The sequence below is a fragment of the Pseudomonas phoenicis genome (assembly GCF_047302395.1).
Taxonomy (GTDB): Bacteria; Pseudomonadota; Gammaproteobacteria; order Pseudomonadales; family Pseudomonadaceae; genus Aquipseudomonas.
The window spans coordinates 3,049,837-3,074,880 of sequence record NZ_CP154852.1 but is presented as its reverse complement, the minus strand read 5'-3'; the positions used below and the strand labels follow the sequence as shown (position 1 = coordinate 3,074,880).

Annotated in this window: 23 protein-coding genes; 10 read left to right on the top strand and 13 right to left on the bottom strand. The window is 62.6% G+C overall.

The window, feature by feature from the left end; all coding sequences use genetic code 11:
* Positions 1-106: 106 nt before the first annotated feature.
* Both AA0Z93_RS13785 and AA0Z93_RS13780 read left to right on the top strand, forming a co-directional pair.
* Positions 107-1,000, top strand: coding sequence for a formate/nitrite transporter family protein (locus AA0Z93_RS13785; RefSeq protein ID WP_413048434.1), 894 nt, complete (start codon positions 107-109; stop codon positions 998-1,000).
* A gap of 188 nt (positions 1,001-1,188) precedes the next feature.
* On the top strand, positions 1,189-2,253 hold the full coding sequence (locus AA0Z93_RS13780; RefSeq protein ID WP_413048435.1) for a diguanylate cyclase: 1,065 nt from the start codon (positions 1,189-1,191) through the stop codon (positions 2,251-2,253).
* Here the strand turns inward: AA0Z93_RS13780 and AA0Z93_RS13775 are convergent.
* The 5 genes from AA0Z93_RS13775 to AA0Z93_RS13755 form a co-directional block, all read right to left on the bottom strand.
* The gene (locus AA0Z93_RS13775; RefSeq protein ID WP_413048436.1) at positions 2,231-2,569 is read right to left on the bottom strand and encodes a DUF2025 family protein; all 339 of its coding nucleotides are present in this window, start codon (positions 2,567-2,569) and stop codon (positions 2,231-2,233) included. The genes AA0Z93_RS13780 and AA0Z93_RS13775 overlap by 23 nt on opposite strands.
* A 124-nt stretch (positions 2,570-2,693) precedes the next feature.
* Positions 2,694-2,810, bottom strand: coding sequence for a cytochrome c oxidase subunit CcoM (gene ccoM, locus AA0Z93_RS13770; RefSeq protein ID WP_413048437.1), 117 nt, complete (start codon positions 2,808-2,810; stop codon positions 2,694-2,696).
* A gap of 132 nt (positions 2,811-2,942) precedes the next feature.
* Positions 2,943-3,104 carry a hypothetical protein gene (locus AA0Z93_RS13765; protein WP_413048438.1) on the bottom strand — a complete coding sequence of 54 codons (162 nt, stop codon included), beginning with the start codon at positions 3,102-3,104 and terminating at the stop codon, positions 2,943-2,945.
* Between the two features lie 63 nt (positions 3,105-3,167).
* On the bottom strand, positions 3,168-3,500 hold the full coding sequence (locus tag AA0Z93_RS13760; protein ID WP_413048439.1) for an aspartate-semialdehyde dehydrogenase: 333 nt from the start codon (positions 3,498-3,500) through the stop codon (positions 3,168-3,170).
* A gap of 118 nt (positions 3,501-3,618) precedes the next feature.
* On the bottom strand, positions 3,619-4,311 hold the full coding sequence (locus AA0Z93_RS13755) for a M949_RS01915 family surface polysaccharide biosynthesis protein (protein WP_413048440.1): 693 nt from the start codon (positions 4,309-4,311) through the stop codon (positions 3,619-3,621).
* 117 nt (positions 4,312-4,428) lie between these two features.
* On the opposite strand from AA0Z93_RS13755, the gene rapA reads away from it, so the two are divergent.
* Positions 4,429-7,278, top strand: a complete 2,850-nt coding sequence (gene rapA, locus AA0Z93_RS13750) for an RNA polymerase-associated protein RapA (protein WP_413048441.1) — start codon at positions 4,429-4,431, stop codon at positions 7,276-7,278.
* Positions 7,279-7,326: 48 nt separating this feature from the next.
* Here the strand turns inward: rapA and AA0Z93_RS13745 are convergent, their stop codons facing one another.
* Together AA0Z93_RS13745 and AA0Z93_RS13740 are read right to left on the bottom strand one after the other, a co-directional pair.
* Positions 7,327-8,214 carry an NAD(P)-dependent oxidoreductase gene (locus AA0Z93_RS13745; RefSeq protein ID WP_413048442.1) on the bottom strand — a complete coding sequence of 296 codons (888 nt, stop codon included), beginning with the start codon at positions 8,212-8,214 and terminating at the stop codon, positions 7,327-7,329.
* 157 nt (positions 8,215-8,371) lie between these two features.
* Positions 8,372-8,683 (bottom strand): DUF2288 domain-containing protein, encoded by a 312-nt coding sequence (locus tag AA0Z93_RS13740; protein WP_413048443.1) that lies wholly within the window; start codon positions 8,681-8,683, stop codon positions 8,372-8,374.
* 356 nt (positions 8,684-9,039) lie between these two features.
* On the opposite strand from AA0Z93_RS13740, the gene AA0Z93_RS13735 reads away from it, so the two are divergent.
* The 7 genes from AA0Z93_RS13735 (at position 9,040) to AA0Z93_RS13705 (ending at position 16,711) form a co-directional block, all read left to right on the top strand.
* On the top strand, positions 9,040-10,155 hold the full coding sequence (locus tag AA0Z93_RS13735) for a branched-chain amino acid ABC transporter substrate-binding protein (protein ID WP_413048444.1): 1,116 nt from the start codon (positions 9,040-9,042) through the stop codon (positions 10,153-10,155).
* A 223-nt stretch (positions 10,156-10,378) separates the two neighbouring features.
* Positions 10,379-11,302, top strand: a complete 924-nt coding sequence (gene livH, locus AA0Z93_RS13730) for a high-affinity branched-chain amino acid ABC transporter permease LivH (RefSeq protein WP_296263568.1) — start codon at positions 10,379-10,381, stop codon at positions 11,300-11,302.
* Positions 11,299-12,555 carry a high-affinity branched-chain amino acid ABC transporter permease LivM gene (locus AA0Z93_RS13725; protein ID WP_296263567.1) on the top strand — a complete coding sequence of 419 codons (1,257 nt, stop codon included), beginning with the start codon at positions 11,299-11,301 and terminating at the stop codon, positions 12,553-12,555. The genes livH and AA0Z93_RS13725 overlap by 4 nt, the downstream gene beginning before the upstream one ends.
* Entirely contained in the window at positions 12,552-13,319 is a 768-nt protein-coding gene (gene livG, locus AA0Z93_RS13720) for a high-affinity branched-chain amino acid ABC transporter ATP-binding protein LivG (protein WP_314488508.1), read from the top strand. The genes AA0Z93_RS13725 and livG overlap by 4 nt, the downstream gene beginning before the upstream one ends.
* Positions 13,320-14,021, top strand: a complete 702-nt coding sequence (locus tag AA0Z93_RS13715; RefSeq protein ID WP_296263562.1) for an ABC transporter ATP-binding protein — start codon at positions 13,320-13,322, stop codon at positions 14,019-14,021.
* A 294-nt stretch (positions 14,022-14,315) separates the two neighbouring features.
* Positions 14,316-14,990 (top strand): COG3650 family protein, encoded by a 675-nt coding sequence (locus AA0Z93_RS13710; protein WP_413048445.1) that lies wholly within the window; start codon positions 14,316-14,318, stop codon positions 14,988-14,990.
* 104 nt (positions 14,991-15,094) lie between these two features.
* The gene (locus AA0Z93_RS13705) at positions 15,095-16,711 is read left to right on the top strand and encodes an NAD(P)/FAD-dependent oxidoreductase (RefSeq protein ID WP_413048446.1); all 1,617 of its coding nucleotides are present in this window, start codon (positions 15,095-15,097) and stop codon (positions 16,709-16,711) included.
* 102 nt (positions 16,712-16,813) lie between these two features.
* On the opposite strand, the gene AA0Z93_RS13700 is transcribed toward AA0Z93_RS13705, so the two are convergent.
* From AA0Z93_RS13700 to dinG, 6 genes are all read right to left on the bottom strand, one after another.
* Positions 16,814-17,278, bottom strand: coding sequence for a glycine zipper 2TM domain-containing protein (locus AA0Z93_RS13700; RefSeq protein ID WP_296263556.1), 465 nt, complete (start codon positions 17,276-17,278; stop codon positions 16,814-16,816).
* 196 nt (positions 17,279-17,474) lie between these two features.
* A complete protein-coding gene (pdxH, locus tag AA0Z93_RS13695; protein ID WP_413048447.1) occupies positions 17,475-18,122 on the bottom strand; it encodes a pyridoxamine 5'-phosphate oxidase in 648 nt (215 codons plus the stop codon).
* An 18-nt stretch (positions 18,123-18,140) separates the two neighbouring features.
* The gene (locus AA0Z93_RS13690) at positions 18,141-19,151 is read right to left on the bottom strand and encodes an OmpA family protein (protein WP_413048448.1); all 1,011 of its coding nucleotides are present in this window, start codon (positions 19,149-19,151) and stop codon (positions 18,141-18,143) included.
* 98 nt (positions 19,152-19,249) lie between these two features.
* Positions 19,250-20,395 carry a serine hydrolase domain-containing protein gene (locus AA0Z93_RS13685; RefSeq protein WP_413048449.1) on the bottom strand — a complete coding sequence of 382 codons (1,146 nt, stop codon included), beginning with the start codon at positions 20,393-20,395 and terminating at the stop codon, positions 19,250-19,252.
* A 125-nt stretch (positions 20,396-20,520) separates the two neighbouring features.
* Complete coding sequence (locus tag AA0Z93_RS13680) at positions 20,521-22,758, bottom strand: beta-galactosidase (protein WP_413048450.1); 2,238 nt, start codon at positions 22,756-22,758, stop codon at positions 20,521-20,523.
* 96 nt (positions 22,759-22,854) lie between these two features.
* Entirely contained in the window at positions 22,855-24,999 is a 2,145-nt protein-coding gene (dinG, locus tag AA0Z93_RS13675) for an ATP-dependent DNA helicase DinG (protein ID WP_413048451.1), read from the bottom strand.
* Positions 25,000-25,044 lie beyond the last annotated feature (45 nt).

Below are 25,044 nucleotides of genomic sequence, written 5' to 3'. Positions count from 1 at the left end.
TCAACGCCTCAAAGAAGAAAAAACGTTCCTAGCGCTTCTTCGTTCCAGGCAACTATTCAAACCCTTGTCGATCTGTAGAGAATCCCCTCCTTCGAGCGCATCGGCAATGAACGACGAGAACGACGAAAAGACCCCTGGCCTCTCGGCAGACGAAGAACAGGAGGTCGACGAGCATCAACCCCCGCGCGCAGCCGTGCTGCATGAAATGATTCGGGCCCAGGGCGACCACGAGCTGGAGCGCACCATCGCCGCTTTATGGTGGTCGGCACTGGCAGCCGGTCTGACCATGGGCCTGTCGTTCATGGCCATGGGCTTGCTTTCTTCACGGCTTCCCGACGGCGATGCTTACCACGTCATTACAAGCTTTGGTTACAGCGCAGGTTTTCTCGCCGTGATCCTTGCACGCCAGCAGCTCTTCACAGAGAACACCCTGACCGCCGTCCTGCCGATCATGACCAAACCGACGCTGAGCAACTTCGGTCGTTTGCTGCGGCTATGGGGCATTGTGTTGCTAGGCAATCTCGTCGGCACCATCTTCGTAGCTTGGGTCATGCTCGAGCTGCCGATCTTCGATCACAAGACCGATATCGCTTTCCTGGAAATCGGCCGCAAGGTCATGGAAAACGACATGGGCCAGATGTTCGCCAAGGGCATCATTTCTGGCTGGATGATCGCGACCCTGGTCTGGATGATCCCATCAGCGGAAAACGCCAAGATCTGGGTCATCGTGCTGATCACCTATCTGATGGCCCTGGGCGATTTCACCCATATCGTCGTAGGTACCGTTGAAGTCTCCTACCTGGTATGGGCAGGCGAAGAAACCTGGCAGCGCTTCGCCCTGGAGTTCGCCTTGCCTACGCTGGCAGGCAACATCGTCGGGGGCAGCTTGATCTTTGGCTTGATCAGTCATGCTCAGGTGCGCAGCGACACTGGCGAAGGGCTGTCGAAACTGCTCGACCAGGAGTCGCCTTCAGACAAGAGACGATCAGCAAAAGACTGATACGAAGGACCGCCGCTCTGGGTTCGAATGTACGGCGGTCTCTTTATAGACATACGAATATGCTTCCCTGCCCGTATCAACCATGATTTGGCCTCCAAGGTCAGTAGCGACAGCCTGTCGAATGTTCAACAATATTTGGGAACTTATGCGATAACGCGCTTCTTCTTTCCCACAGAATCGACACCGCCATGGACATCACCTCGGGCAAGGGCTTTTCCTTCGTCAAGCGTATCTATTTGCCCCGTATCCTTGGCAAGACCGTGGGAATGCTTGCCGTGACCGCTGCGTTGTTGCCGATCGCCCCTCCTGTCTGGGTGTGGGTGTTGATGCTCATCAATGGAGTTCTCTGGCCACACATCGCTTACCGCTGGGCCATGCACTCCCAAGCGCCCTATGACGCTGAGCAACGTAACCTGGTGATCGACTCGTTGATGGCTGGGTTCTGGGCAGCCTCCATGCAGTTCAACCCCCTACCGAGCTTGACCATCCTATCGATGGTAACCATGAACAATGTCGCGGCCGGCGGGCGTACTCTGGTACAGCGCGGAGCCCTGGCTCAAGCCAGCGGTATGCTGTTGGGCATGGCTTTCCTAGGCCCGCACCTGCAACTGCATGCCACCGATCTGCAGGTCTATGCCAGCTTGCCGATGCTGACGCTGTATCCCATGGCCTTGGGCTGGGTGTCCTATCAGCTGGCCACCAATCTTAGCGAACACAAGAAACGCTTGAGCGACCTCAGTCGAACGGACAGCCTCACCGGCCTGTTCAACCATGGCTATTGGAAGGATCGACTGCGCCGCAAGCATCTCATCTGTCAGCAACGCTGCGGCATGGCAGTGGTCGCGCTGATCGACATTGATCACTTCAAAGCGATCAACGACACCTACGGTCATTTGATAGGCGACCGTGTGCTACGCCATCTAAGCACCGAGCTCAAACAAAGCCTGCGGGAGACTGACCTGGCCGGTCGCTACGGCGGCGACGAGTTTTGTGTGATTTTTCCCAAAACGACCCAGGAACATGCCTGCTTGGCCATGGAGCGTTTACGCGAGCGGGCGGCCGATTATCACGATCCCAACTTTCCGGAACTGCGCATTAGCCTGAGCATTGGCCTTTCCGCATTCCACGGCGATTTCATCGACTCCGAGCAATGGCTGGAAGACGCCGATCGCGCGCTGTACAACGCCAAGCGTCAGGGACGCGATCGCGTCGATTTCGCCACACCAGAATTCACTGGGCTGCGTCTGGCCTGACCGCCACCCGTTCGGCGATGATCTCGGGCAAATCGCTGCGCTTGAGATACAGCCGCAGCGACTCGCCAATGTTCAACCGATCATCCATGTGCTGTTCGAAAAGCAGCCCCAGCCGTGCACGACATAACGCCATACGCCCCTCCCCCACCAAGCGCCAGACGAACTCGCTACAGGGTTGCAGGCTGTCTTGCACTACGTCCAGGCCAAAGGCGTCTTCGGAAAACCTGACGATATGCTTGCCCTGCTTGAGATGAAAGCCGACCAGCCCTTCGAGCCGATCAGCCGCACTGCAAATGTCGTAGGACGTGATGGACATGCTTTACCTCTTCGACTGCCAAGTACCCACTGGCGCCAACCTGAGCCAATCTCGAAACGCCAGGCAAAAAAATGGGCGACCGAAGTCGCCCTAAATGCCTTGCGTGCCCATGTAACTGGAACGATCAGCGCGGTTTACGCTTGCTGGAATCCTTCCAGATAAAAATGCCTAGACCGACAAAGAATGCAATCATCAAACCGACCGTTATCACGCCTGCGACAATCACATTGTCGAAGAACATGCCGACCTCCATTCGTTTGCCGTCGTCCGATGGATGCAAAGTAACCCGTTATCCAGGGTTGGGAATTGACCGAGGTCAATAGCGCCCGAGGGCGAGCGCGCGAGGCGTATGGAAATTGACGCAAGTCAGCGCTCAGCGCTTCCTGGACTTGCCTTTACGCTTGGGCTTGCCGGTTTTGCCCAGCGGCATGGCCTGCTCGAACGCTTGGCGCATGTCGTCCAGACGCTTGTCGTTGAGGTCGTGGATGCGCTTGGCGCGCTCGGCACCGAAATTGATCAGGTTGTCTTGACTCATCACAGGCTCGACGGGTGGGCAGAGAAGAGAATGATGCAGGGGCACGCCGGCGCTGACCAGCCCTCAGATTTCGATGTCCACCAACAGGCCTTGGCGTACTGGCTCGCCCATGGCTATCACCGGTACGGTGTTATCGGCATTGAGCTCATGGCCGGGCTCTGCGCTGTAGCGATCGTCCGCGTTCTTACCCTGCTCTCTTTGCTGTTGGCGTCCACGTTGTTCGTCCAGCAACAGCAAGGCTTGCCCCTCGGGGTCCTGACGCTGGCGAAGGTCGACGCCAGTATCGTCCGATGTGGCCTGTACTGGCACCACCGGCGGAATGTCCGGGGTCGGCTTGACCGGATCGAGTTGGGACGTGACGGGCACGGCGCTGAGCGGAATGATCGGGGGCAGCATGGCGAGTCTCCTTTATTAGAGTTGTATCGGCTCGATACCGATCACCATGAGCGGCCTTGGCGACGCGGAGCGCGTACGACGACCAAAGGCAGCAGCACGCACACGAAACGGCACTCCTTTATTGAGAATCGTCCTCGGGGTCGGCGTCCGATGGCGCACTGACTTCGCTCCACGGCCGCTTGTAGACCTGCTGCCAGACGCTCTCGATGTGCTCACGCAGAGCCTTGGGCGCATTCTTGAAGGAAGCACCGTCTTCGCGCTCGCCCCCAAAGGGCTCCTCACCCGCTGGGCTGATGAGCGATTGTCCGGTCAAGGAGTAGACCGACTGCCCTTCACGCAGTTCGATGGTGATGCCCTGCGGTTCGATACCACCTCCACAATAGGCATGGCTGGCGATCGTCACCTCGGCGATGCCATTGTCGTCGAGGTCGGTCACGTCGCTGACGTCGGTGTAGAAGTCGACGTCCAGGTCGAGCCCGGCACAGGTGGTCTCCTGCTCGGTGTTCCAGCGCGGAGCGAAGGCCTTGTCGCCGGCACGTTCATATAAGGTGGCCTTGAGCACGACGCGGTCGACTTCCTGCTCGGTGTCGGCGTCGGTCGCCTGGCCGTCGACTCGGCTCAACACCAACAAGCCCTCGCCCTGCTTATCGCGAAAATGCACGCTCTTGAGCGGCGCCTGTACGCCCAGCACTTCCAATTGCTCGGTGGGGATGGGCGGCAGTATTTCGAAGGGTTTCTGCTCACAACCCGATAGCAGCACGACGCTACCCATGGCCACACAAGCGTTCAACCAGCGGTACTTGGCAGGCATCTCGATCCTCGCTCCTCATGGCAAAGCGGTATTGTTCAATGAACGCACTAGACTGATTGGTCCGGCCGGACCTATCCGTTACCATAGGCGGCTTTTCATCGCGGGAGTTCAGCCAGTATGGCGCAGCAGTATCAACCCGGGCAACGCTGGATCAGCGACAGCGAAGCCGAGCTTGGCCTTGGCACCATTCTGGCGCAGGACGGCCGTCTGCTCACCGTGCTCTATCCGGCGACCGGCGAAACCCGGCAGTACGCCGTACGCAACGCGCCGCTGACACGGGTGCGCTTCTCACCAGGCGACCAGATCACCCACTTCGACGGCTGGAAATTGACCGTGCGCGAAGTCGACGACGTCGATGGCCTGATGGTCTATCACGGCCTGGACGCGCAGAACCAGCCGCGCACCCTGCCCGAAACGCAGCTGTCGAACTTCATTCAGTTCCGCCTGGCCAGCGACCGCCTGTTCGCTGGACAGATCGATCCAATGCCGTGGTTCTCGCTGCGCTACAACACGCTGCTGCACACCAGCAAGCAGATGCAGTCTTCGCTGTGGGGTCTGGGCGGCGTGCGCGCCCAGCCTATCGCGCATCAGCTGCACATCGCTCGTGAAGTCGCCGACCGTATCGCCCCGCGGGTACTGCTGGCCGACGAAGTGGGCCTGGGCAAGACGATCGAAGCGGGCTTGGTGATCCATCGCCAATTGCTGTCAGGACGCGCCAGCCGTGTGCTGATCCTGGTGCCGGAAAACCTCCAGCATCAGTGGTTGGTGGAAATGCGCCGTCGTTTCAACCTGGAAGTCGCCCTGTTCGACGCTGAGCGCTTTATCGAAAGCGATGCCAGCAACCCGTTCGAAGATGCGCAACTGGCACTGGTCGCGCTCGAATGGCTGGTCGAGGATGAAAAGGCCCAGGATGCGCTGTTCGCGGCCGGTTGGGACTTGATGGTGGTCGACGAAGCGCACCATCTGGTCTGGCATGAAGAGCACGCCAGCCGCGAATACGCCCTGGTCGAGCAGTTGTCCCAGGTGATCGACGGCGTCCTGCTGCTCACCGCCACCCCCGAACAGCTGGGCCAGGACAGCCACTTCGCGCGCTTGCGTCTGCTCGATCCGGATCGTTTCCATGACTTGGCCGCCTTCCGCGCCGAGAGCGAGCACTATCGCCCCGTCGCCGAAGCCGTGCAGGAGCTGCTCGACGAAGGACGCCTGTCGAACCAGGCGCACGACACCATTCGCAATTTTCTCGGCGCCCAAGGTGAGGCCCTGCTCGTTGCCGTCAACGACGGCGACAGCCAGGCCAGTGCACGCCTGATCCGCGAACTGCTCGACCGCCACGGCACCGGCCGCGTGCTGTTCCGCAACACCCGCGCCGCCATCCAAGGCTTCCCCGAGCGTCAGTTGCACGCCTATCCCCTGCCCAACCCCGAGCGCTATACCGAGCTCGATGCCAGCGAGCGCGCCGAGCTGTATCCGGAAGTGGCCTTCCAGGCCCAAGGGTTGGGCGAGATCGAAGATGTGCGCTGGTGGCAATTCGATCCGCGCGTGGACTGGCTCATCGACACCTTGAAGATGCTCAAGCGCACCAAGGTTCTGGTGATCTGTGCCCACGCCGAAACCGCCATGGACCTGGAAGACGCCCTGCGTGTGCGTTCGGGCATTCCCGCCACGGTTTTCCACGAAGGCATGAACATCCTCGAGCGCGACCGCGCCGCAGCTTACTTCGCCGACGAGGAGTTCGGCGCCCAGGTGCTGATCTGCTCGGAAATCGGCAGCGAAGGCCGCAACTTCCAATTCGCCCATCACCTGGTGATGTTCGACCTGCCGGCCCACCCCGACTTGCTCGAACAGCGCATCGGCCGTCTGGACCGGATCGGTCAAAAGCACACCATCGAGCTGCATGTGCCCTATTTGCAGGACAGCCCGCAAGAACGCCTGTACCAGTGGTACCAGGATGGCCTCAACGCCTTTCTCGCCACCTGCCCCACCGGCAATGCCTTGCAGCATCGGTTCGGCGCACGCCTGCTGGCGCTCTTGGCCGGTGGCGACAGCCAGGCCTGGGATGCGCTGGTGGCCGACGCGCGCAGCGAGCGCGAGCGTCTGGAAGCCGACTTGCACAGCGGCCGCGACCGCTTGCTGGAACTCAATTCCGGCGGGGCCGGCGAAGGCGAGGCATTGGTCGAGGCGATTCTCGAACAGGACGACCAGTTCGCCCTGCCGATCTATATGGAAACGCTGTTCGACGCCTTCGGCATCGACAGCGAGGACCATTCCGAGAACGCGCTGATTCTCAAGCCCAGCGAGAAAATGCTCGACGCCAGCTTCCCGCTCGGCGACGACGAAGGTGTGACCATCACCTACGACCGTGTTCAGGCACTGTCGCGCGAGGACATGCAGTTCATCACCTGGGAACACCCCATGGTGCAGGGCGGCATGGACCTGGTCTTGTCCGGCTCGATGGGCAACACCTCGGTGGCGCTGATCAAGAACAAGGCGCTCAAGCCCGGTACCGTGTTGCTGGAATTGTTGTACGTCAGCGAAGTGGTCGCACCGCGCCATCTGCAGTTGGGTCGCTACCTGCCGCCTGCCGCCTTGCGCTGCTTGCTCGATGCCAATGGCAACGACCTGGCCGCCAAGGTCGCGTTCGAGACACTCAACGAGCAACTCGAAAGCGTGCCGCGCGCCAGCGCCAACAAGTTCGTCCAGGCCCAGCGCGACGTGTTGTCCAAGCGTATCGCGGCGGGCGAAGAGAGGATCATGCCGGCCCACATCCAGCGGGTAGCCGACGCCCAGCAGCGCCTGGCAGCAGAAGCGGACGAAGAACTGGCGCGCATGACCGCCCTCAAAGCGGTCAACCCCAACGTTCGTGAAACCGAACTCGATGCGCTGCGCAAGTTGCGTGAGGATGGGGTGGCCATGCTCGACAAAGCGGCTTTGCGCTTGGAAGCCATCCGTATCCTGGTCGCCGGGTGACGCAATGCCCAGGCTTGCGCGTGCTGTGACAAGCGCGCATGGGCCGACTCAGGATTTCTGGCGGTACAACTGCACCAGGGTGGCAGGGTCGTGATCCAGATGGCCCTTGCCGCCGTGCAGGCGCATCAGTTGCGCAGCCAGGCCGCTCATGGGCGTTGCCGAGCCCTGATCATGGGAAAGCCTCACCGCGCCGTCCAAATCCTTGAGCAAGGTCCGTACGTGCCATTTGACCGGAGTGAAGCGGTTTTCGGCCATTTGCGGTGCAAGTATCTGCAAGGGTTTGGAATCGGCAAAGCCACCGGCCAAGGCTTGCGCGAGCAAACGCGCGTCCACCCCCGAACGCTCGGCCAAGGCCACGGCTTCGGCGATCACCAGCGCATTGCAGGCCACGATCATCTGATTGCAGGCTTTGGTCACCTGCCCTGCTCCCACCCCACCCATGTGTGTGACGCGTTCGCCTAGCGTGAGCAAAATGTCACGCACCCGCTGCAACGGTTCGGCTTCACCCCCCACCATGATCGCCAAAGTGCCCGCCTGGGCGCCTTGCATACCGCCCGACACGGGAGCGTCGACCCAGCCCATGGCGCAAGTGGCGGCGAGTTCTGCAGCCATCTCGCGGGTCGCTGCCGGCTCCGTGCTAGAAAGGTCCACCAGCACTTTACGAGCGCGCCCAGTTGTAGCGATACCCTGCGCGCCTAACACCACCTCACGCACTGCTGCTACGTCCGCCAGGCAGGTCAGGACGATGTCGGCTTCCTGGCACAACTGCGCGGGAGTACCGGCGAGACGGGCGCCGGCCGCGAGCAACGCATCGCACTTGCGAGGGCTGCGGTTCCACACCGTCAGCGGATAACCCGCCGCCAACAGGCGTTTGCACATGGGCAGCCCCATCAGGCCGATGCCGGCAAAGCCCAATGAAGGTAATGCGCTAGTCATGGATACCCCCTCTAGATGATTCGCAAGTTATTACGCCCTGCGTAAGTTGTTACCTCAGTGTGCAAATAGGCGACTCGTTGTTACCAACCTGCACCCTAGCCACAACGGAAATTGCTCTGAAATGGCGCCAAGCGCAGAGACCCCGCACCAAAACAAATCACTTATCGTTACGAGTTTTTTCCTGGATCAGAACAAAAGGCGATACGACCACCGCCCATATCTCTGGATCGCGGGTTTGCAGGCTGAGCGCCACTTCATCCGGCACAGCGGAAACGGTGCCATCAGAGCGCCACTTTGCCACGTGTTCACTGTGGTTTTGCGCCATCGCGGCAGCGACTTCGATCAGATCGAGCTCGGGCGCGACCCAAATCAGGTCACCTTTGGCCCAAAAGCGTTCCAAAGCTTTCCATTCGATGATTGCCGTCTCGCCGAGCAATTTGGCATAGAGGGTGCTTGTGTGATCGGTCATGGGGCCCTTGCACTGAAAATGGCTGATAAAAAAGGCCGCTATTTTTGCAGAAAACCCTGGTTTCAAACACGTAATTGATCGATTGGCCTCGAACGCGTATGGGTGCCATGCGACCAACAGGGCCCGATGGCGCGTTTATATATCTTTGTATCGATCACGCGACACCCCCTGAATTCGGAGCGCTATGCCGGCTTTTCAAGCGCTCGGACAGCGCTCTACACTGTACCGGTACAGTTCCGGAGCATGTTCCAGGGGAAGCCAGGCTTGCAGTGGCAGTCTTGCACCGCAACCCTCGCGCCGGTCTGTAGCCCTGGCCGCCAGGACTATAAAAATTACAACAGGATGAGTGGAGCACTATGATCAAGATTTCCAAGCTGTTCGCTGCAATGGTACTGGCCGGTGTCGCCAGCCATTCCTTCGCCGCTGATACCATCAAGATCGGTATCGCCGGGCCCAAGACCGGCCCTGTCACCCAATACGGCGACATGCAGTTCGTTGGTGCCAAGCAGGCCATCAAGGACATCAATGCCAAAGGCGGCATCGACGGCAAGATGCTCGAAGCCAAAGAATACGACGACGCGTGCGATCCCAAGCAGGCCGTGGCCGTAGCCAACAAAGTGGTCAACGATGGCGTCAAGTTCGTGGTCGGCCACCTGTGCTCCAGCTCCACCCAACCCGCTTCGGACATCTACGAAGACGAAGGCGTGATCATGATCACGCCAGCGGCCACCAGCCCGGAAATCACCAGCCGCGGCTACAAGATGATCTTCCGCACCATCGGCCTGGACAGCGCCCAGGGCCCAGCGGCCGGCAACTACATTGCCGACCACGTCAAGCCCAAAGTCGTCGCGGTGCTGCACGACAAGCAGCAGTACGGTGAAGGCATCGCCACTGCGGTCAAGCAGACTCTGGAAAGCAAGGGCACCAAGGTCGCTGTGTTCGAAGGCCTCAACGCCGGCGACAAGGACTTCTCCTCGGTCATCCAGAAGCTCAAGCAGAACAACGTCGACTTCGTCTACTACGGTGGTTACCACCCAGAGCTGGGCCTGATCCTGCGCCAAGCTCAGGAAAAAGGTCTGAAAGCCAAGTTCATGGGCCCGGAAGGCGTCGGCAATGACTCCATCTCGCAGATTGCCCAGAACGCTTCGGAAGGCCTGCTGGTCACCCTGCCGAAATCCTTCGACGCCGACCCGCAGAACAAGGCCATCGTCGATGCCATCAAGGCCGACAACAAGGATCCGAGCGGCCCGTTCGTGTTCCCATCCTATTCGGCAGTGGAAGTGATTGCTGCAGGTATCACGGCAGCCAAGAGCGAAGACACGACGAAAGTCGCTGAAGCCATCCACGAAGGTACCTTCAAGACCCCGACCGGCGAATTGTCCTTCGACGACAAGGGCGACCTGAAAGACTTCAAGTTCGTGGTCTACGAATGGCACTTCGGCAAGCCCAAAACCGAAGTCTCCCCTCAGTAACGGTCCGATCACTGGTTGACCTACAAGCCCACTGTGCGAGCAGTGGGCTTTGTTTTACGAGGTTCATGGGCCGATTGCCGCGATCCGGCAACCTCCCCACCTGAAAATCTTAAAACCGTCACCCGCGGTTCCCTGGCCAAGCCCGTCTTCGTCGCCCAGGCCACGAAGCGTGCCGGGTTATCCCCCGCCAGCGAATGCACGTCAGGTTTTTAGGAGCGCTTCAATGCCCGAGCTCTATCACTTCTTCCAACAACTGGTTAACGGATTGACCATCGGCAGCACCTATGCCCTGATCGCCATCGGCTACACCATGGTGTACGGCATCATCGGCATGATCAACTTCGCTCACGGCGAGGTGTACATGATCGGTTCCTACGTGGCCTTCATCGCTCTGGCGGGTCTGGCCATGATGGGCATCGACTCGTTGCCGATCCTGATGACCGTAGCGTTCGTGGCGACCATCTTCGTCACCAGTGCCTATGGCTACAGCATCGAGCGGGTGGCGTACAGGCCGCTGCGCAACAGCAACCGCCTGATTCCGCTGATTTCCGCCATCGGAATGTCGATCTTCCTGCAGAACACCGTGCTGCTGTCGCAAGACTCCAAGGACAAATCCATCCCCAACCTCATTCCGGGCAGCTTCTCCTTCGGTCCAGGTGGCGCGGAGGAGGTCCTGGTGTCGTACATGCAGATCCTGGTGTTCGTCGTCACCCTGGTGGCCATGACCCTGTTGACCCTGTTCATCTCCCGTTCACGCCTGGGCCGCGCCTGCCGCGCCTGTGCCGAAGACCTGAAAATGGCCAACCTGCTGGGCATCAACACCAACAACATCATCGCCCTGACCTTCGTCATCGGCGCCGCGCTGGCTGCGGTTGCGGCAGTGCTGCTGAGCATGCAATACGGCGTGATCAACCCCAACGCGGGCTTCCTGGTCGGGCTCAAGGCGTTCACCGCCGCCGTGCTCGGCGGCATCGGCAGCATCCCGGGCGCCATGCTCGGCGGGCTGGTGCTCGGGGTGGCCGAAGCGTTCGGCGCCGACATTTTCGGTGACCAGTACAAGGACGTCGTGGCGTTCGGCCTGCTGGTCCTCGTCCTGCTGTTCCGGCCGACCGGCATCCTGGGCCGTCCGGAGGTTGAGAAAGTATGAACAAGAATCTCAAACAGGCGCTGTTCAGCGCCGTGCTGGTGTGGGCGGTGGCGTTTCCGGTGCTGGGGCTGAAGCTGAGCATCGACGGCATCCACTTGGTAGTGCACAGCCAAGGCGAGTTCACCCTGACGGTGATCGCCGTGTGCTCGGTGTTGATGTTCCTGCGCGTGCTGTTCGACCGGCAATGGAGCGCGACCCTCGGCCAACGTTCCGGACGCACACTGGTACCCGCTTCGGTCAGCAACTTCCTGACCCTGCCCAAGACGCAACGCTGGATCATCCTCGGGCTGGTCGTGGCGGCGCTGGCCTGGCCGTTCTTCGGCTCGCGCGGGGCGGTGGACATCGCCACCCTGATCCTGATCTACGTGATGCTGGGCCTGGGCCTGAACATTGTGGTGGGCCTGGCGGGGCTGTTGGACCTGGGCTACGTGGGCTTCTACGCCGTCGGCGCCTACAGCTACGCGATGCTCTCGCACTATCTGGGCTGGGGCTTCTGGATCTGCCTGCCGATCGCCGGCCTGATGGCCGCGACCTTCGGTTTCCTGCTGGGCTTCCCCGTGCTGCGCCTGCGTGGCGACTACCTCGCCATCGTGACCCTGGGCTTCGGCGAGATCATCCGGCTGTTCCTGCGTAACCTGACCGACTGGACGGGCGGACCGAACGGCATCAGCAACATCGAAAAGCCGACCTTCTTCGGCCTGACGTTCGAGCGCCGCGCCGCCGAAGGCATGCAGACGTTCCATGAGTACTTCGGCTTGCCGTACAACTCGATGAACAAGGTCATCTTCCTGTACCTGGTCGCCCTGGTCCTGGCGCTGGTGGCATTGTTCGTGATCAACCGCTTGCTGCGCATGCCCATCGGCCGTGCCTGGGAAGCGCTGCGCGAAGACGAGATCGCCTGCCGCGCCCTGGGTCTGAACCCGACCATCATCAAGCTCTCGGCCTTCACCCTGGGCGCGACCTTCGCAGGTTTCGCCGGCAGCTTCTTCGCCGCACGTCAGGGGCTGGTGACACCGGAATCCTTCACCTTCATCGAATCGGCGATCATCCTCGCCATCGTGGTGCTGGGCGGCATGGGCTCGCAACTGGGCGTGATCCTCGCGGCCATCGTGATGATCCTGCTGCCCGAGCTGATGCGCGAGTTCAGCGAATACCGGATGCTGATGTTCGGCGCCATGATGGTGCTGATGATGATCTGGCGCCCGCAAGGCCTGCTGCCAATGCAACGTCCCCACATGGAGCTGCGTCGATGAGCCGCGAAATTCTGAAGGTTAGCGGCCTGAGCATGCGCTTTGGCGGCTTGTTGGCGGTCAACGGCGTGGCCTTGACCGTCAAGGAAAAACAGGTCGTGGCACTGATCGGCCCGAACGGAGCCGGCAAGACCACCGTCTTCAACTGCCTGACCGGCTTCTACAAGCCCAGCGGCGGTAGCATCCTGCTCGACGGCCAGCCGATCCAAGGCTTACCGGGCCATCTCATCGCCCGCAAGGGCGTGGTGCGCACGTTCCAGAACGTGCGCCTGTTCAAAGAGATGACCGCGCTGGAAAACCTGCTGATCGCCCAGCACCGTCACCTGAACACCAACTTCTTCGCCGGTCTTTTCAAGACACCAGGTTTTCGCCGCAGTGAAAAGGAGGCCATGGAGCGCGCGGCCTATTGGCTGGACAAGGTCAACCTGACCGAGTTCGCCAACCGCACCGCCGGCACCCTCGCCTACGGCCAGCAACGGCGTCTGGAAATCGCTCGCTGCATGATGACCCAGCCGCGCATCATCATGCTCGACGAGCCCGCTGCGGGTCTGAACCCGAAGGAAACCGAAGACCTCAAGGCGCTGATCGGCTATCTGCGCGAATCCCATAACCTGACCGTGCTGCTGATCGAACACGACATGAAACTGGTGATGAGCATTTCCGACCACATCGTGGTGATCAATCAGGGCACGCCCCTGGCCGACGGCACGCCCGAAGCGATTCGTGACAATCCTGACGTGATCAAGGCCTACCTGGGGGAAGCGTAAATGCTCAAGTTCGAAAACGTTTCCACCTTCTACGGCAAGATCCAGGCGCTGCACAGCGTCAACGTCGAGATCAACCAGGGCGAGATCGTCACCCTGATCGGCGCCAACGGTGCGGGCAAGTCGACCTTGTTGATGACGCTGTGCGGCTCGCCCCAAGCCCACAGCGGCAGCATCAAGTACCTGGGAGAAGAGCTGGTGGGCCAGCCCTCCTCGCTGATCATGCGCAAGAGCATCGCCGTGGTGCCCGAAGGCCGCCGTGTGTTCGCCCGCCTGACGGTGGAAGAGAACCTGGCCATGGGCGGCTTCTTCACCAACAAGGGTGACTACCAGGAGCAGCTCGACAAGGTGCTGCACCTGTTCCCGAGGCTCAAGGAACGCTACGTGCAACGCGGCGGCACCATGTCCGGGGGCGAACAGCAGATGCTCGCCATCGGCCGGGCGTTGATGAGCAAGCCCAAGCTGCTGCTGCTCGACGAGCCTTCGCTGGGCCTGGCGCCGATCATCATCCAGCAGATCTTCGACATCATTGAGCAACTGCGCCGCGATGGCGTGACGGTGTTCCTGGTCGAGCAGAACGCCAACCAGGCGTTGAAAGTAGCCGATCGTGCCTATGTGCTGGAGAACGGCCATGTGGTGATGCAGGGCACGGGCGAGGCGCTGCTGGTGGATCCGAAAGTACGCGACGCGTACCTGGGCGGTTGAACGAAGGGCCTCAGGGCTGATGCCAGTCAGCCTGAACATGTCGATTGGGGCTGCTTTGCAGCCCATCGCGGCTGAAGCCGCTCCTACAGGAGCGAACCCTGTGGGAGCGGCCGGTTCGGCGCTCCGATTAGCCGCGATGGGCTGCGAAGCAGCCCTGATTGCTTAACTGATCGGCATTAGCCTTCGGGCCCTTTTTTCTGCCCGCTGTTTTGCCATGAGCCCAGGGCCCCTTGAGCTCGACGTTCCGGCTCGGTAACGTGCCCCCTCTTTTTCGCCATAACGCTGGAGCTACCCATGCGCGCCACTTCCACGCTGTTGCTCGCCGCCTTGCTGCCGCTGTTCGCTGGCTGCCAGTTGCTGGCCGAACCTCCAAGCGACCCGAACGTCGGCGGTACCCGCCTGCAAGGCGAGCTGAGCGCCAGCAACGGCAAGCTGCTGTTCCAGCCGTGCAACGAGAGCCGTCGTTTCGTCGTCAACGACGCTGGCAATACTGGCCTGTTACAGGAAGCCGACAACCTGGCAGCGAGCGCCAAGACCCGACTGTTCGCCGACCTGCGCGGTCGTCTGGGCGGCAGCCGTCAGGTCGACAGCCAAGGACAATTCGACGTGCAGCGCCTGTACCGCCTGGAACCTGCGGGCGACGGCTGCCTGGACCCGAACTTCAAACAATTGACCCTACGCGCCGAGGGCTACTCTCCTGATTGGAACGTCAAGGCCAGTGGCCGCGGCATGATCGTCGAGCGCGCGGGCAAGGAGCCGCTGCCCTTGCCGTTTCTCGAAGAAGAAATCCCTGGCGGTGGCCTGAGCCTGAGCAGCGAAGCCAACGGCCAGCATGTGGAACTGTGGGCTGCTCCACAGCGCTGCGTCGACCCTTCCAGCGGCGCCATTCGCCACCTGCGCACCGAGCTGCGCATCGACGGCCAGGCCTTGCAGGGCTGCGGTTACTTCGGCGGCGCGCGGGACAACTGATCGGATGAATGCGTTTACGCTGCCAGCGATGGCAGCGAAACCCTTATACTCCGCCGTTTGTTTAAAGCCGCCGGCCATCCCGGGCCGGGAGAGTGGACCTTGTCATGCTACGAATCAACGAACTGAAGCTGCCCCTGGATCATCCCGATGAAGCGCTGCGCGAAGCCATCCTGCAGCGCCTGGGCATCGCCGGTGAACAACTGCTCAGCTTCACGCTGTTCAAGCGCAGCTACGATGCGCGCAAGAAGAACAGCGAGCTGCTGTTCATCTACACCATCGATCTGGAGGCCAGCAACGAAGCCGAGCTGCTGCGCAGGTTCGAGGACGACCGTAACGTCGGCCCGGCACCGGATGTGACCTACAAATACGTCGGCCATGCGCCCAGTGAGCTTGAGGAACGTCCCTTGGTCGTGGGTTTCGGGCCTTGCGGCATTTTCGCCGCGCTGCTGCTGGCGCAGATGGGCTTCAAACCCATCGTGCTGGAGCGTGGCAAGGAAGTGCGGCAACGTACCAAGGATACCTGGGGCCTGTGGCGCAAGAGCGAACTCAACCCCGAGTCCAACGTGCAGTTTGGCGAAGGCGGTGCGGGCACGTTCTCCGACGGCAAACTGTACAGCCAGATCAAGGACCCCCTGCACCATGGCCGCAAGGTGCTGGAAGAGTTCGTCAAGGCCGGCGCGCCGGACGAGATTCTCTACATCAACAAGCCGCACATCGGCACCTTCCGCCTGACCGGCATGGTCGAGACCATGCGCCAGGAAATCATCGCCCTGGGTGGTGAGGTGCGTTTCGAGCAAAAAGTCAGCGATCTGCTGATCGAAGGCGAACAACTGGCGGGCGTGGTGCTGGAAAGCGGCGAGCAGTTGCTGTCACGGCACGTGGTTCTGGCCTTGGGCCACAGTGCTCGCGACACGTTCCGCATGCTGCACGCCAAAGGCGTGTTCATGGAGGCCAAGCCGTTCTCCGTAGGCTTTCGTATCGAGCACCCGCAGACGCTCATCGACAAGGCGCGCCTGGGCAAGTATGCCGGCCACCCGAAACTGGGCGCTGCGGACTATAAGCTGGTGTACCACGCCAAGAACGGTCGCTCGGTGTACAGCTTCTGCATGTGCCCTGGCGGTACCGTAGTGGCTGCGACCAGCGAGCCAGGACGCGTCGTCACCAACGGCATGAGCCAGTACTCGCGTAACGAGCGCAACGCCAACTCGGGTCTGGTGGTCGGTATCGATCCGGAGCGTGACTACCCAGGCGGGCCATTGGCCGGCATCGAGTTGCAAGAGCGTCTCGAAACCCTGGCCTATGAGATGGGCGGCAGCAATTATCAGGCACCGGCGCAGTTGGTCGGAGATTTCATCGCAGGCCGCCCGTCGACGGCGTTGGGCAGTGTCGAGCCGTCCTACAAACCGGGTGTGACCCTGGGCGATCTGGCAACGAGCCTGCCGGCCTTCGCCATCGAAGCGATCCGCGAGGCGCTACCGGCCTTCGAGCGACAGATCAAGGGCTATAGCCTGCACGACGCGGTACTGACCGGTCTGGAAACGCGCACCTCTTCGCCGCTGCGCATCACCCGTGGCCTGGATTTCCAGAGCGTCAACCTCAAGGGCCTGTTCCCGGCCGGCGAAGGCGCCGGTTATGCGGGCGGCATTCTCTCGGCAGGGGTCGACGGCATCCGCATCGCCGAAGCGGTGGCCACGGCCATGCTCGATGCGCGCCAGCCATGATCCCGCCTGTATGACAGCTGACGGCAACTGAACCGAAGCCATGAAAAAACCCGACGGACCTAGTCCGTCGGGTTTTTTGTCGCCCGTGCGACGCCAGTGCGCTCAGTGGGAAACGCGGCTGGTGCCATCGACGGTCATGATGCGCACGCGCTCGCCGACGCGGAACACTTCGTTCTGCTGCACCTGCTGCACGTAGGAGCGCATGCTGCCGTCGTCTTCACGCACGGTGATCTCGACCCCTTGGGTGCGGGTCAGGCCCTCTTCGGCTGCCGAGCCGGCCAGGCCACCGGCGACCGCGCCGATCACAGCCGCCACCAGGCTGCCACGACCGCCACCGATGGCACTGCCCGCCACGCCGCCGACCACGGCGCCCGCGCCGCCGCCGATAGGGGTTTTCGTGCCTTCGATCTTCACCGGGCGCAAGGATTCGATGGTGCCCAGGCGTACGGTCTGCACGCGGCGGGCTTCGTCACGAGAGTAGCTGTCACCGGTCAGGTTGGAAGCACAGCCTCCGAGCAACAGCGACGCGGTAGTGAAGGTCGCTACCAGCAAGGCGGATTTACGCATGGGTGGAATCTCCGTTGGTAAGGTGTTCATTAGACGCCGCGCGCTGACGGCTGTCACGGACGCGGCGAAGAAAAAAGCATGCCGTTCAGCCCACGTACAGCTTGGACCGCTCGCGACACGAATGCCTTATGGAGATGTGACAAAAAGGTGGCGCCGATCGTTGCACTGTGTGTGTGCGGCTCCGGCGCCAGGCGGCTCAGGGCGCAAGACGCTCGCGGTGCCAATGCCCGTCATCGAGACGGTAGTTGAGCCGGTCGTGCAGGCGGCTGGGGCGCCCCTGCCAGAACTCGATGCGGTCGGCCATCAAGCGGTAACCGCCCCAGTGCTCGGGGCAATGGGGCTGGGTGTCGGAAAAGCGCGTTTCGGTCGCCTTGACCAACGCTTGCAGCGCCTCACGATCGGCGATCACTCGGCTCTGCGGCGACGCCCAGGCGCCCAGGCGGCTGCCCAAGGGGCGGACCTGGTAGTAGGCGTCCGACTCTTGCGCCGAGACTTTCTCGACCCGGCCTTCGATGCGCACCTGCCGCTCCAGCGCCGGCCAGAAGAAGGTCATGGCGGCGAAAGGCCGCGCAGCCAGTTGCTGGCCCTTTGCGCTGTCATAGTTGGTGAAGAAGGTAAAGCCTCGATCGTCCAACCCCTTGAGCAGCAAGACCCGGCAGTGCGGACGACCGTCGGCGTCGACCGTGGCCAGGGTCATGGCGTTGGCTTCGACCGGCGCCTGCTCGGTCTGCACGGCGTCGGCGAACCATTGCTGGAAGAGGCTGAAGGGCTCGCCAGGGGCTTGATCCTCGACCAAGCCATCACGGGTGTAGTCGCGGCGCATGTCGGCCAAAGACGAAGTCATTCCAGCGCTCCTCGCCGATCAGTTGGTCTTGGTATTGGCCGCGACGCGTTTGTCATCGGTCTTGCTTTTGGCCGCAGCTTTGGCGGGCGCGGCTTTTTTGGCAGCCGGCTTGGCCGATGCCTTGGCCTTGGCCACTGGCTTTTTCGCAGCCGGTTTGGCAGCAGCCTTGGCAGCCGGTTTGGCTTTGGCCGGTGCCTTGGTGGCAGGCGCAGTAGCGGCGACCGGTTTGACGTCTTGCGCAGCGACCATGGCCGCTGGCGCCGGCGCTGGAGTCTGGTACTTGGCCAACAATGCCAGCATGGTGTTCTGCGGGGTCAGCAGCAGCTCGACGCGGCGGTTCAGGGCACGCCCTTGCGGACTGTCGTTGGCCGCGCGCGGCATCACCGAGCCCATGCCTTTGAGGTTGAGACGGTCACGCTGCAAGCCGCTGAGACGGAAGATCGCCGACACCGAAGCCGCACGCTCCAGGCTCAGGCGCTGGTTGGCGACGGCAGCGCCGGTGCTGTCGGCATGGCCCAGGACCAGTACGGCGGTCTTTGGATCGCCCTCGACCACCTTGGCTACGCGGGTGATCGGTGCCAGCGTGATCGGCAGCAGCATGTTCGGGCGGTCGGGGTTGTACGAGCCATCGACGGGAATGGTCACGGCCAGCACATCGTCGCGGCGCTCCAGCTGGAACGTGCTGTCCTTGAGCGCTTCGCGCAACTTGGGCTCGTATTGGTCGAGCCAAGCCTGAGTCGCTTTCTGGTCGATCTTCGGCACCGCCGCCACAGGTGCCTGGTCCTGTTTGCCCTCACCGCCGAACGGCCACCACCAGCGATTGCCCGAATCGCTCTTGCCGGCCGCCTTGGCATCGGCCTGGGCGACTTTTTCGGTGACGGCGTCCTTCACGTCCTTGTCGGCGACCTGGTCCGAGCCGAATGGCCACCAGCTACGGCCGCTGTCGCTCGAGGCATTCTGTTGCGAGTGCTGAGCGCAGCCAGTCATGGCCAGGCACAGGGCGAGAGCTAAGGTTTTATGTGAGGACATCAGCGATACACCATGAATTGAAAAGGAATTTTGCCAGCGCACATCGAGCAGTGGCCCTCAGAATAGACAAAGCATTCGAGCAATACCGAACTACCCGATCAAAGGCATGTCCGCAGCACCTGCACCAGGCGCTGCGCCCTTGGATCCATCAACACGTAAGGGCCCAACGTGTTGGTGACGAAGCCGAAGGCCACATCGTATTCGGGATCGGCGAAGCCCACCGACCCGCCCGCCCCCGGGTGTCCGAAAGCACGCGCGCCCAACCCGAAAGTGGCGTTGGCGATCTGCGGCTGGTCGAGCATGCAGCCCAGCCCGAAACGCGTCTGCGTCAGCAGCGTGCGGTCTTCGCCCAGGCTGTGCTCGCGGGTGAGTTCGTCGAGCAGTTCGGATTCGAGCAGGCTGCCGTCCAGCAAGCCGGCATAGAACCCGGCCAGGCTGCGCGCATTGCCGTGGCCATTGGCGGCCGGCTGCTGCATGCGCCGCCACTCGGGTTTGTTGGTGCTGGTCAGGATCGCGGGCGGATTGGTGAAGGCGCGTGTCGAGAGCGCCTCCGGCTCGCGCAAGGTCACCTGCAGCAGGCGCTGCGCCGCAGCGTCTCCGGCATTGCCTTTACCACGGGCGATGTGCGCCACGCGGTGGAACTCCTCGTCGGCCAGACCGACATGAAAATCGAGGCCCAGCGGCTTGGCGGTCCGAGCGACGATCGACTCGCCCGGACCCCGACCGTCAGCGCGGCGGATCAGCTCGCCGATCAACCAGCCATAGGTAATGGCGGCATAACCATGCTCGGTGCCGGGCGTCCACCACGGACGTTCCGCAGCCAGGGCGTCGGTCATCACCTGCCAGTCGTACAGCGCCTCGGCCGGCAACAGTTGGCGAATGGCCGGCAGGCCGGCGCGGTGGCTGAGCAACTGGCGCAGGGTCACCCCTTCTTTACCGGCCTGGGCGAACTCGGGCCAGTAGCGTGCTGCCGGCGCATCGAGCGCCAGTTTGCCCTCGCCCACCAGTTGCAGCGCGGTCACGGCAGTGAAGGTCTTGGTGCAGGAAAACAGGTTGGCGATGGTGTCGCTGTGCCAGGCCTGCTGCCCGTCGCGGTCGGCTGTGCCGGCCCATAAGTCCAGTACCGTCTCGCCACCCAACTGCACGCACAACGCCGCGCCACGCTCCTGGGGATCGTCGAATACGGCGGCGAAGGCTTCGCGCAACGCTTCGAATTGCAGTTCGTAATGCCCCTGGATCTGCACGGCCTTGTTCTCCCGGCGGGTTGGAAAAAGGCGTGCATTGTTTCAGCACTCGACGCGTTTGCATACAGGTCAACTGCAACCAATGCAGGGCCAGGCCATCACCGCGAGCCTGAGCCTGACGAAGATCAAGGCGCGGGTGCGGCCAGGCGTTTGGCCAGTTGTTGATCGAGCAGCAGGTTGCGCTTGCGCACCGCCTCGACGAAACCGCTCCAGGCCAGGTCGGTGATCGCCACCAGGCCCAGGTGGCCGTTTTCACCATCGAGCAGACGCCCACTGGCAGGCTGATCGAGGTACTGGAACCAGTGCGCGCCGACGATGGTCGGTTGTTCCAGGGCAGCATCGAGGAAAGTGGCATAGGCAGCGCCGCGATCCTCCTCGCGCGCCAGCTCGAGTGGCCCCGGCCAGAACGGGCCACGGTCGCGCGAACCGAACTGGAACTCCGAGACCAGCAATGGCTTGTCCAACTCGGCCAACTGCGCGAAGTCATAACCGTCCTGTGGCTTGAGCGTGTAGAAGTTGAAGCTCAACACGTCGCAGAACTCGGCACAGGCTTTGACCGCCTCGGGCGAGGTGACGCCATAGCGGCCGCCCAGCAAGAGGTGGTTGGGGGCGTGCCATTTCAGGGCATCGGAAATGGTCTTGAAGTAGGTCTGGGCGAACACATCCTGGAAATGCTGGTAGTCGCGTTCGATTTCCGGGTGCTCGGGCGTCGGCAACGGTGCCTCGAAGCCTGGATCTTCCATCAGCTCCCAGGCTTGCAGGTCGATGCCCCAGGCTTTGGACAGCCCTTGCTGGTTGCGGTACTTGTCGCGCAGTTGCTTGAGGAACGCGCGCTTGGCCGGCACGTCGGTGGTCAGGCGCAAAGTGCCGAACGCCAGACCGTAGCGGGCATTGGCATCGGCGCCGGGCGCGGCCCAGGCCAGTTCGTTGTCGGCGAAGTAACCGATCAGCCATGGATCGTCGCGGTGGTCGCGGGCGGCGATGGCCACGGCGCGCTCGGTGGCCATGGCGAAGCGCGGGTCGAACGGATCGGGCATACGCCCCCACCAGTCCATGCCCGTACTGATGCTGGCGTAGTCGCCGACGATGGCCAACGGCAGGGTGTAGGGCACACGCTGGGCCTGGGCCAGAGCCGGATCGCTCCAGTTGCCCAAGGTATTGAAACCCCAGGCCAGCAAGCGGTCGATGGCCTGCGTCTGCCATTGCTCGGCAGCCAGCTTTGGCGCCAGGCAGGCGCTGTCTGCTTGGCCTTCGACCGGCGCTGGGCAAGGCGCCGCGTGGCTGCGATGGAGGTTGGCGGCGTAGAAATCGTACCAACGGCCTTGCTTGAACCCGCGGCCCTGCGAGGAGGCATTGCCGTCGTCGTTGTTGCCTTGCCCATAGAACGCGGCGAGCGGTTCGCCTTCGGCCGGCAGGGCTTTGAACATGCCCTCGCGCCCGGCGACATAAGTGCGCCCACTGTCGGCGGCCACGGCGTTGACGCCCAGGGAGAAGAAACCGTGGCCATCGGGCGTCACCAGATACCAGCGTCCATCGCGCTTTGCGGTGCGGAAAAATCCGCTGGCATCGAACGCGGGGCCTGCCATCACGCCGCCATAAGGGTCGAGCTTGCGCCCCTCGCGTTCGGCCAGCCAGCCCTTGAGCTGCTGTCGTTCGCGCTGCGCCGAAGCCTTGAGTTGTTCGTCAGTGGCGATCTTGTCCGGCCAGTTGGCACGCGTCGACTGGCCGTAGGCGTCGATCAGTTCGGCATAGGCGGCGTTGTAGGCCTGGTCATCGTCCTGCACACCGACCTTTTCGATCAGCAGGCTTTGCGCGACGTTGGGCTTGGGAATGCTCAGGCTGACCGAGCTGACCTGCTTGAGATCGACTGCGCCGACACTGCTGGTGAACAACAGTCGCTGGCCCTGATGGCTCCATGGCATGGGCGGACCGGCACGCATGCCCTGGCCGAGCGGGGAGCGCGCGGTCAGAGGCACCAGTACCGTTTGCGCCGGCCCCGAAGGTAAGTCGACACGGCTGGTCAGACGCTGGCCGTCGCGGCTCTCGACCACCACGTCCACGCTCAGCGCCCAATCCATGCCGCTTTGCAGGCGCAGGGTGAGGAACTGTCCGCTCGACCAGTCCCAACTGCCGCTCTGCGGCGCAAGCTGCAAGGTCGGACGTTCGGCCGGGTTGAACACCACCCGCCTGAGCACCTCGCCTTGGGCGGTCTGCTCGGCGTTGTACTGCGGCAAGGCCGTGTCCTGCGTCAGCACATTGATGACCGAGGTCGGCCGAACGAAGCTGAACACTGCCTGCTGCCCGGCCCACAGAGGCGCAGCGAACATCAGGGCAAGCAAGGCAGGCAGGCTGCGAGGGATCATGGGGCGGTGTCACTCCTTGTAGAGACCGGCCCTTGTAGAGCTACAGGGCTCACGACCGAATGGGAGGCAATGGGCCGGCGCACCGTGCGCCGGCGGTCAGCCGATTTCCCGCCGGAACGGCGGTAGCGCGTTGAGAATAGCCTTGCCGTAGCGCTGCGTGACCAGACGCCGGTCGAGCAAGGTGATGACGCCGCGGTCCTGCTCGGTGCGCAACAACCGGCCACAGGCCTGGATCAGGCGCAACGACGCGTCGGGCACGGCGATCTCCATGAACGGGTTGCCGCCGCGGGCTTCGATCCACTCGGCCAGGGCCGCTTCGACCGGATCGTCCGGCACGGCGAAGGGAATCTTGGCGATGACCACGTGCTCGCAATAGGCGCCCGGCAAGTCGACGCCTTCGGCGAAGCTGGCCAGGCCGAACAGCACGCTGTGCTGGCCGTCGTCGACGCGCGCCTTGTGCTTGTTCAGGGTTTCCTGCTTGGACAGGTTGCCCTGGATCAGCACCAGCTTGCGCCAGTCGCGGTCCAGGCCGTCGAACACGTCCTGCATCTGCTTGCGCGAGGAAAACAGCACCAGCGCGCCGCGCGCGTCTTCGACGATGCCCGGCAGGTCGCGAATGATGGCTGCGGTGTGCGCCGTGGCGTCGCGCGGGTCGGCGCGCAGGTCGGGCACGCGCAGCACGCCGGCGTCGCCGTGCACGAAGGGACTGGGCACCACGCAGGTCATGGCGTCGCGCGGCAGGCCCGAACGCATGCGGAAGCGGTCGAACTTGCCCAAGGCGGTCAAGGTGGCCGAGGTGACCAAGGCGCCGTAGGCCACGTTCCACAAATTGCGCCGCAGCATTTCGGCGGCGAGGATGGGGCTGGCGTTGACCTCGATGTCGAACTGCGCACCGCTGTCGGCCAGCGACAGCCAGCGCGCCATGGGCGGACTGTCTTCCGGGTCTTCGGCGGTGAAGGCGGTCCACAGTTCCCAATTGCCCTGGGCGCGGGTCAGCAGGCTGCCGAACAGCGGGTACCATTCTTCGGCCTGGTGGCTGGGGATACCGATACTGACTTCAGCGTCCATGCCTTCCTTGAGCAGGTCTGCCAGGCGGGTGAACAGGTCGTTGAGGCGGGCGAAGCCCTTCTTCAGTTCGATGCCGGCCTCGCGGATCGCTTCGGGCACCACGCCACCCTCGAAGCGGTAGCGCGGGCGTTCGCGCCCTTCGTTGTCTTCGCTGGGGCGGAAATCGGCGACCTGTTCGCACAAGGTGAACATGAACTGCTGTTGGGTACGCAGTTCCCGCGCCAGCTCCGGCACCTGTTCGATCCACTTGCCCAGATCGCCCGGCAGAGCTTGTTGGGCCAGCAGTTTGGTCAGGTTCTTGGCCGTCTGCTCCAGCCAGTCGGCGGTGGAGCGCAGGCGCGAGAAGTGGGCGAAGTGGCCGATGGCCTTATCGGGCAGGTGATGGCCTTCGTCGAACACGTACATCGTGTCGCGCGGGTCGGGCAGCACGGCACCACCGCCCAGGGCCAGGTCGGCCAGGACCATGTCGTGGTTGGTGACGATCACATCGACCTTGCCCATGCCTTCGCGCGCTTTGTAGAACACGCACTGCTGGAAATTCGGGCAATGCCGGCCGGTGCATTGGCTATGGTCGGTGGTCAGGCGCGCCCAATCCTGGTCTTCGAGGGTTTCCGGCCAACTGTCGCGATCGCCGTCCCAGCGGTTGCCGGCCAGCTTCTCGATCATGCTGCCAAAGAGCTTCTGGCTGCGCTCGTCGACCTCGATGTGGAAGCCCTCCTCCTCGAACAACTGTGCGGTGGCCGACTGCGCCTGGCCTTCCTGCAAGAGTATGTCGAGCTTGGACAGGCACAGGTAGCGGCCCCGGCCCTTGGCCAGGGCGAAGCTGAAATTCAGGCCGCTGTTGCGCATCAGGTCGGGCAGGTCCTTGAAGACGATCTGCTCTTGCAGGGCGACCGTGGCGGTGGCGACCACCAGCCGCTTGCCCGCCGCTTTCGCGGCGGGAATGGCGGCCAGGCTGTAGGCCACGGTCTTGCCGGTACCGGTGCCGGCCTCGACCGCGACCACGGCGGGCTCGCCGCTGCGCCGGCCTTCTTCGTCCACCGCGATGTCGCCGAGCACCTTGGCGACCTCGGCGATCATCAAGCGCTGGCCATAGCGCGGCTTGAGGCTCTTGGCTTCGAGGAAACGCGAATAGGCGCCTTGGATGGTGGCTTTGAGTTCGTTGCTGATCATGGTCTGCGTGCCCGAGGGCTGGATATATTTTCAGTGCTTTACACG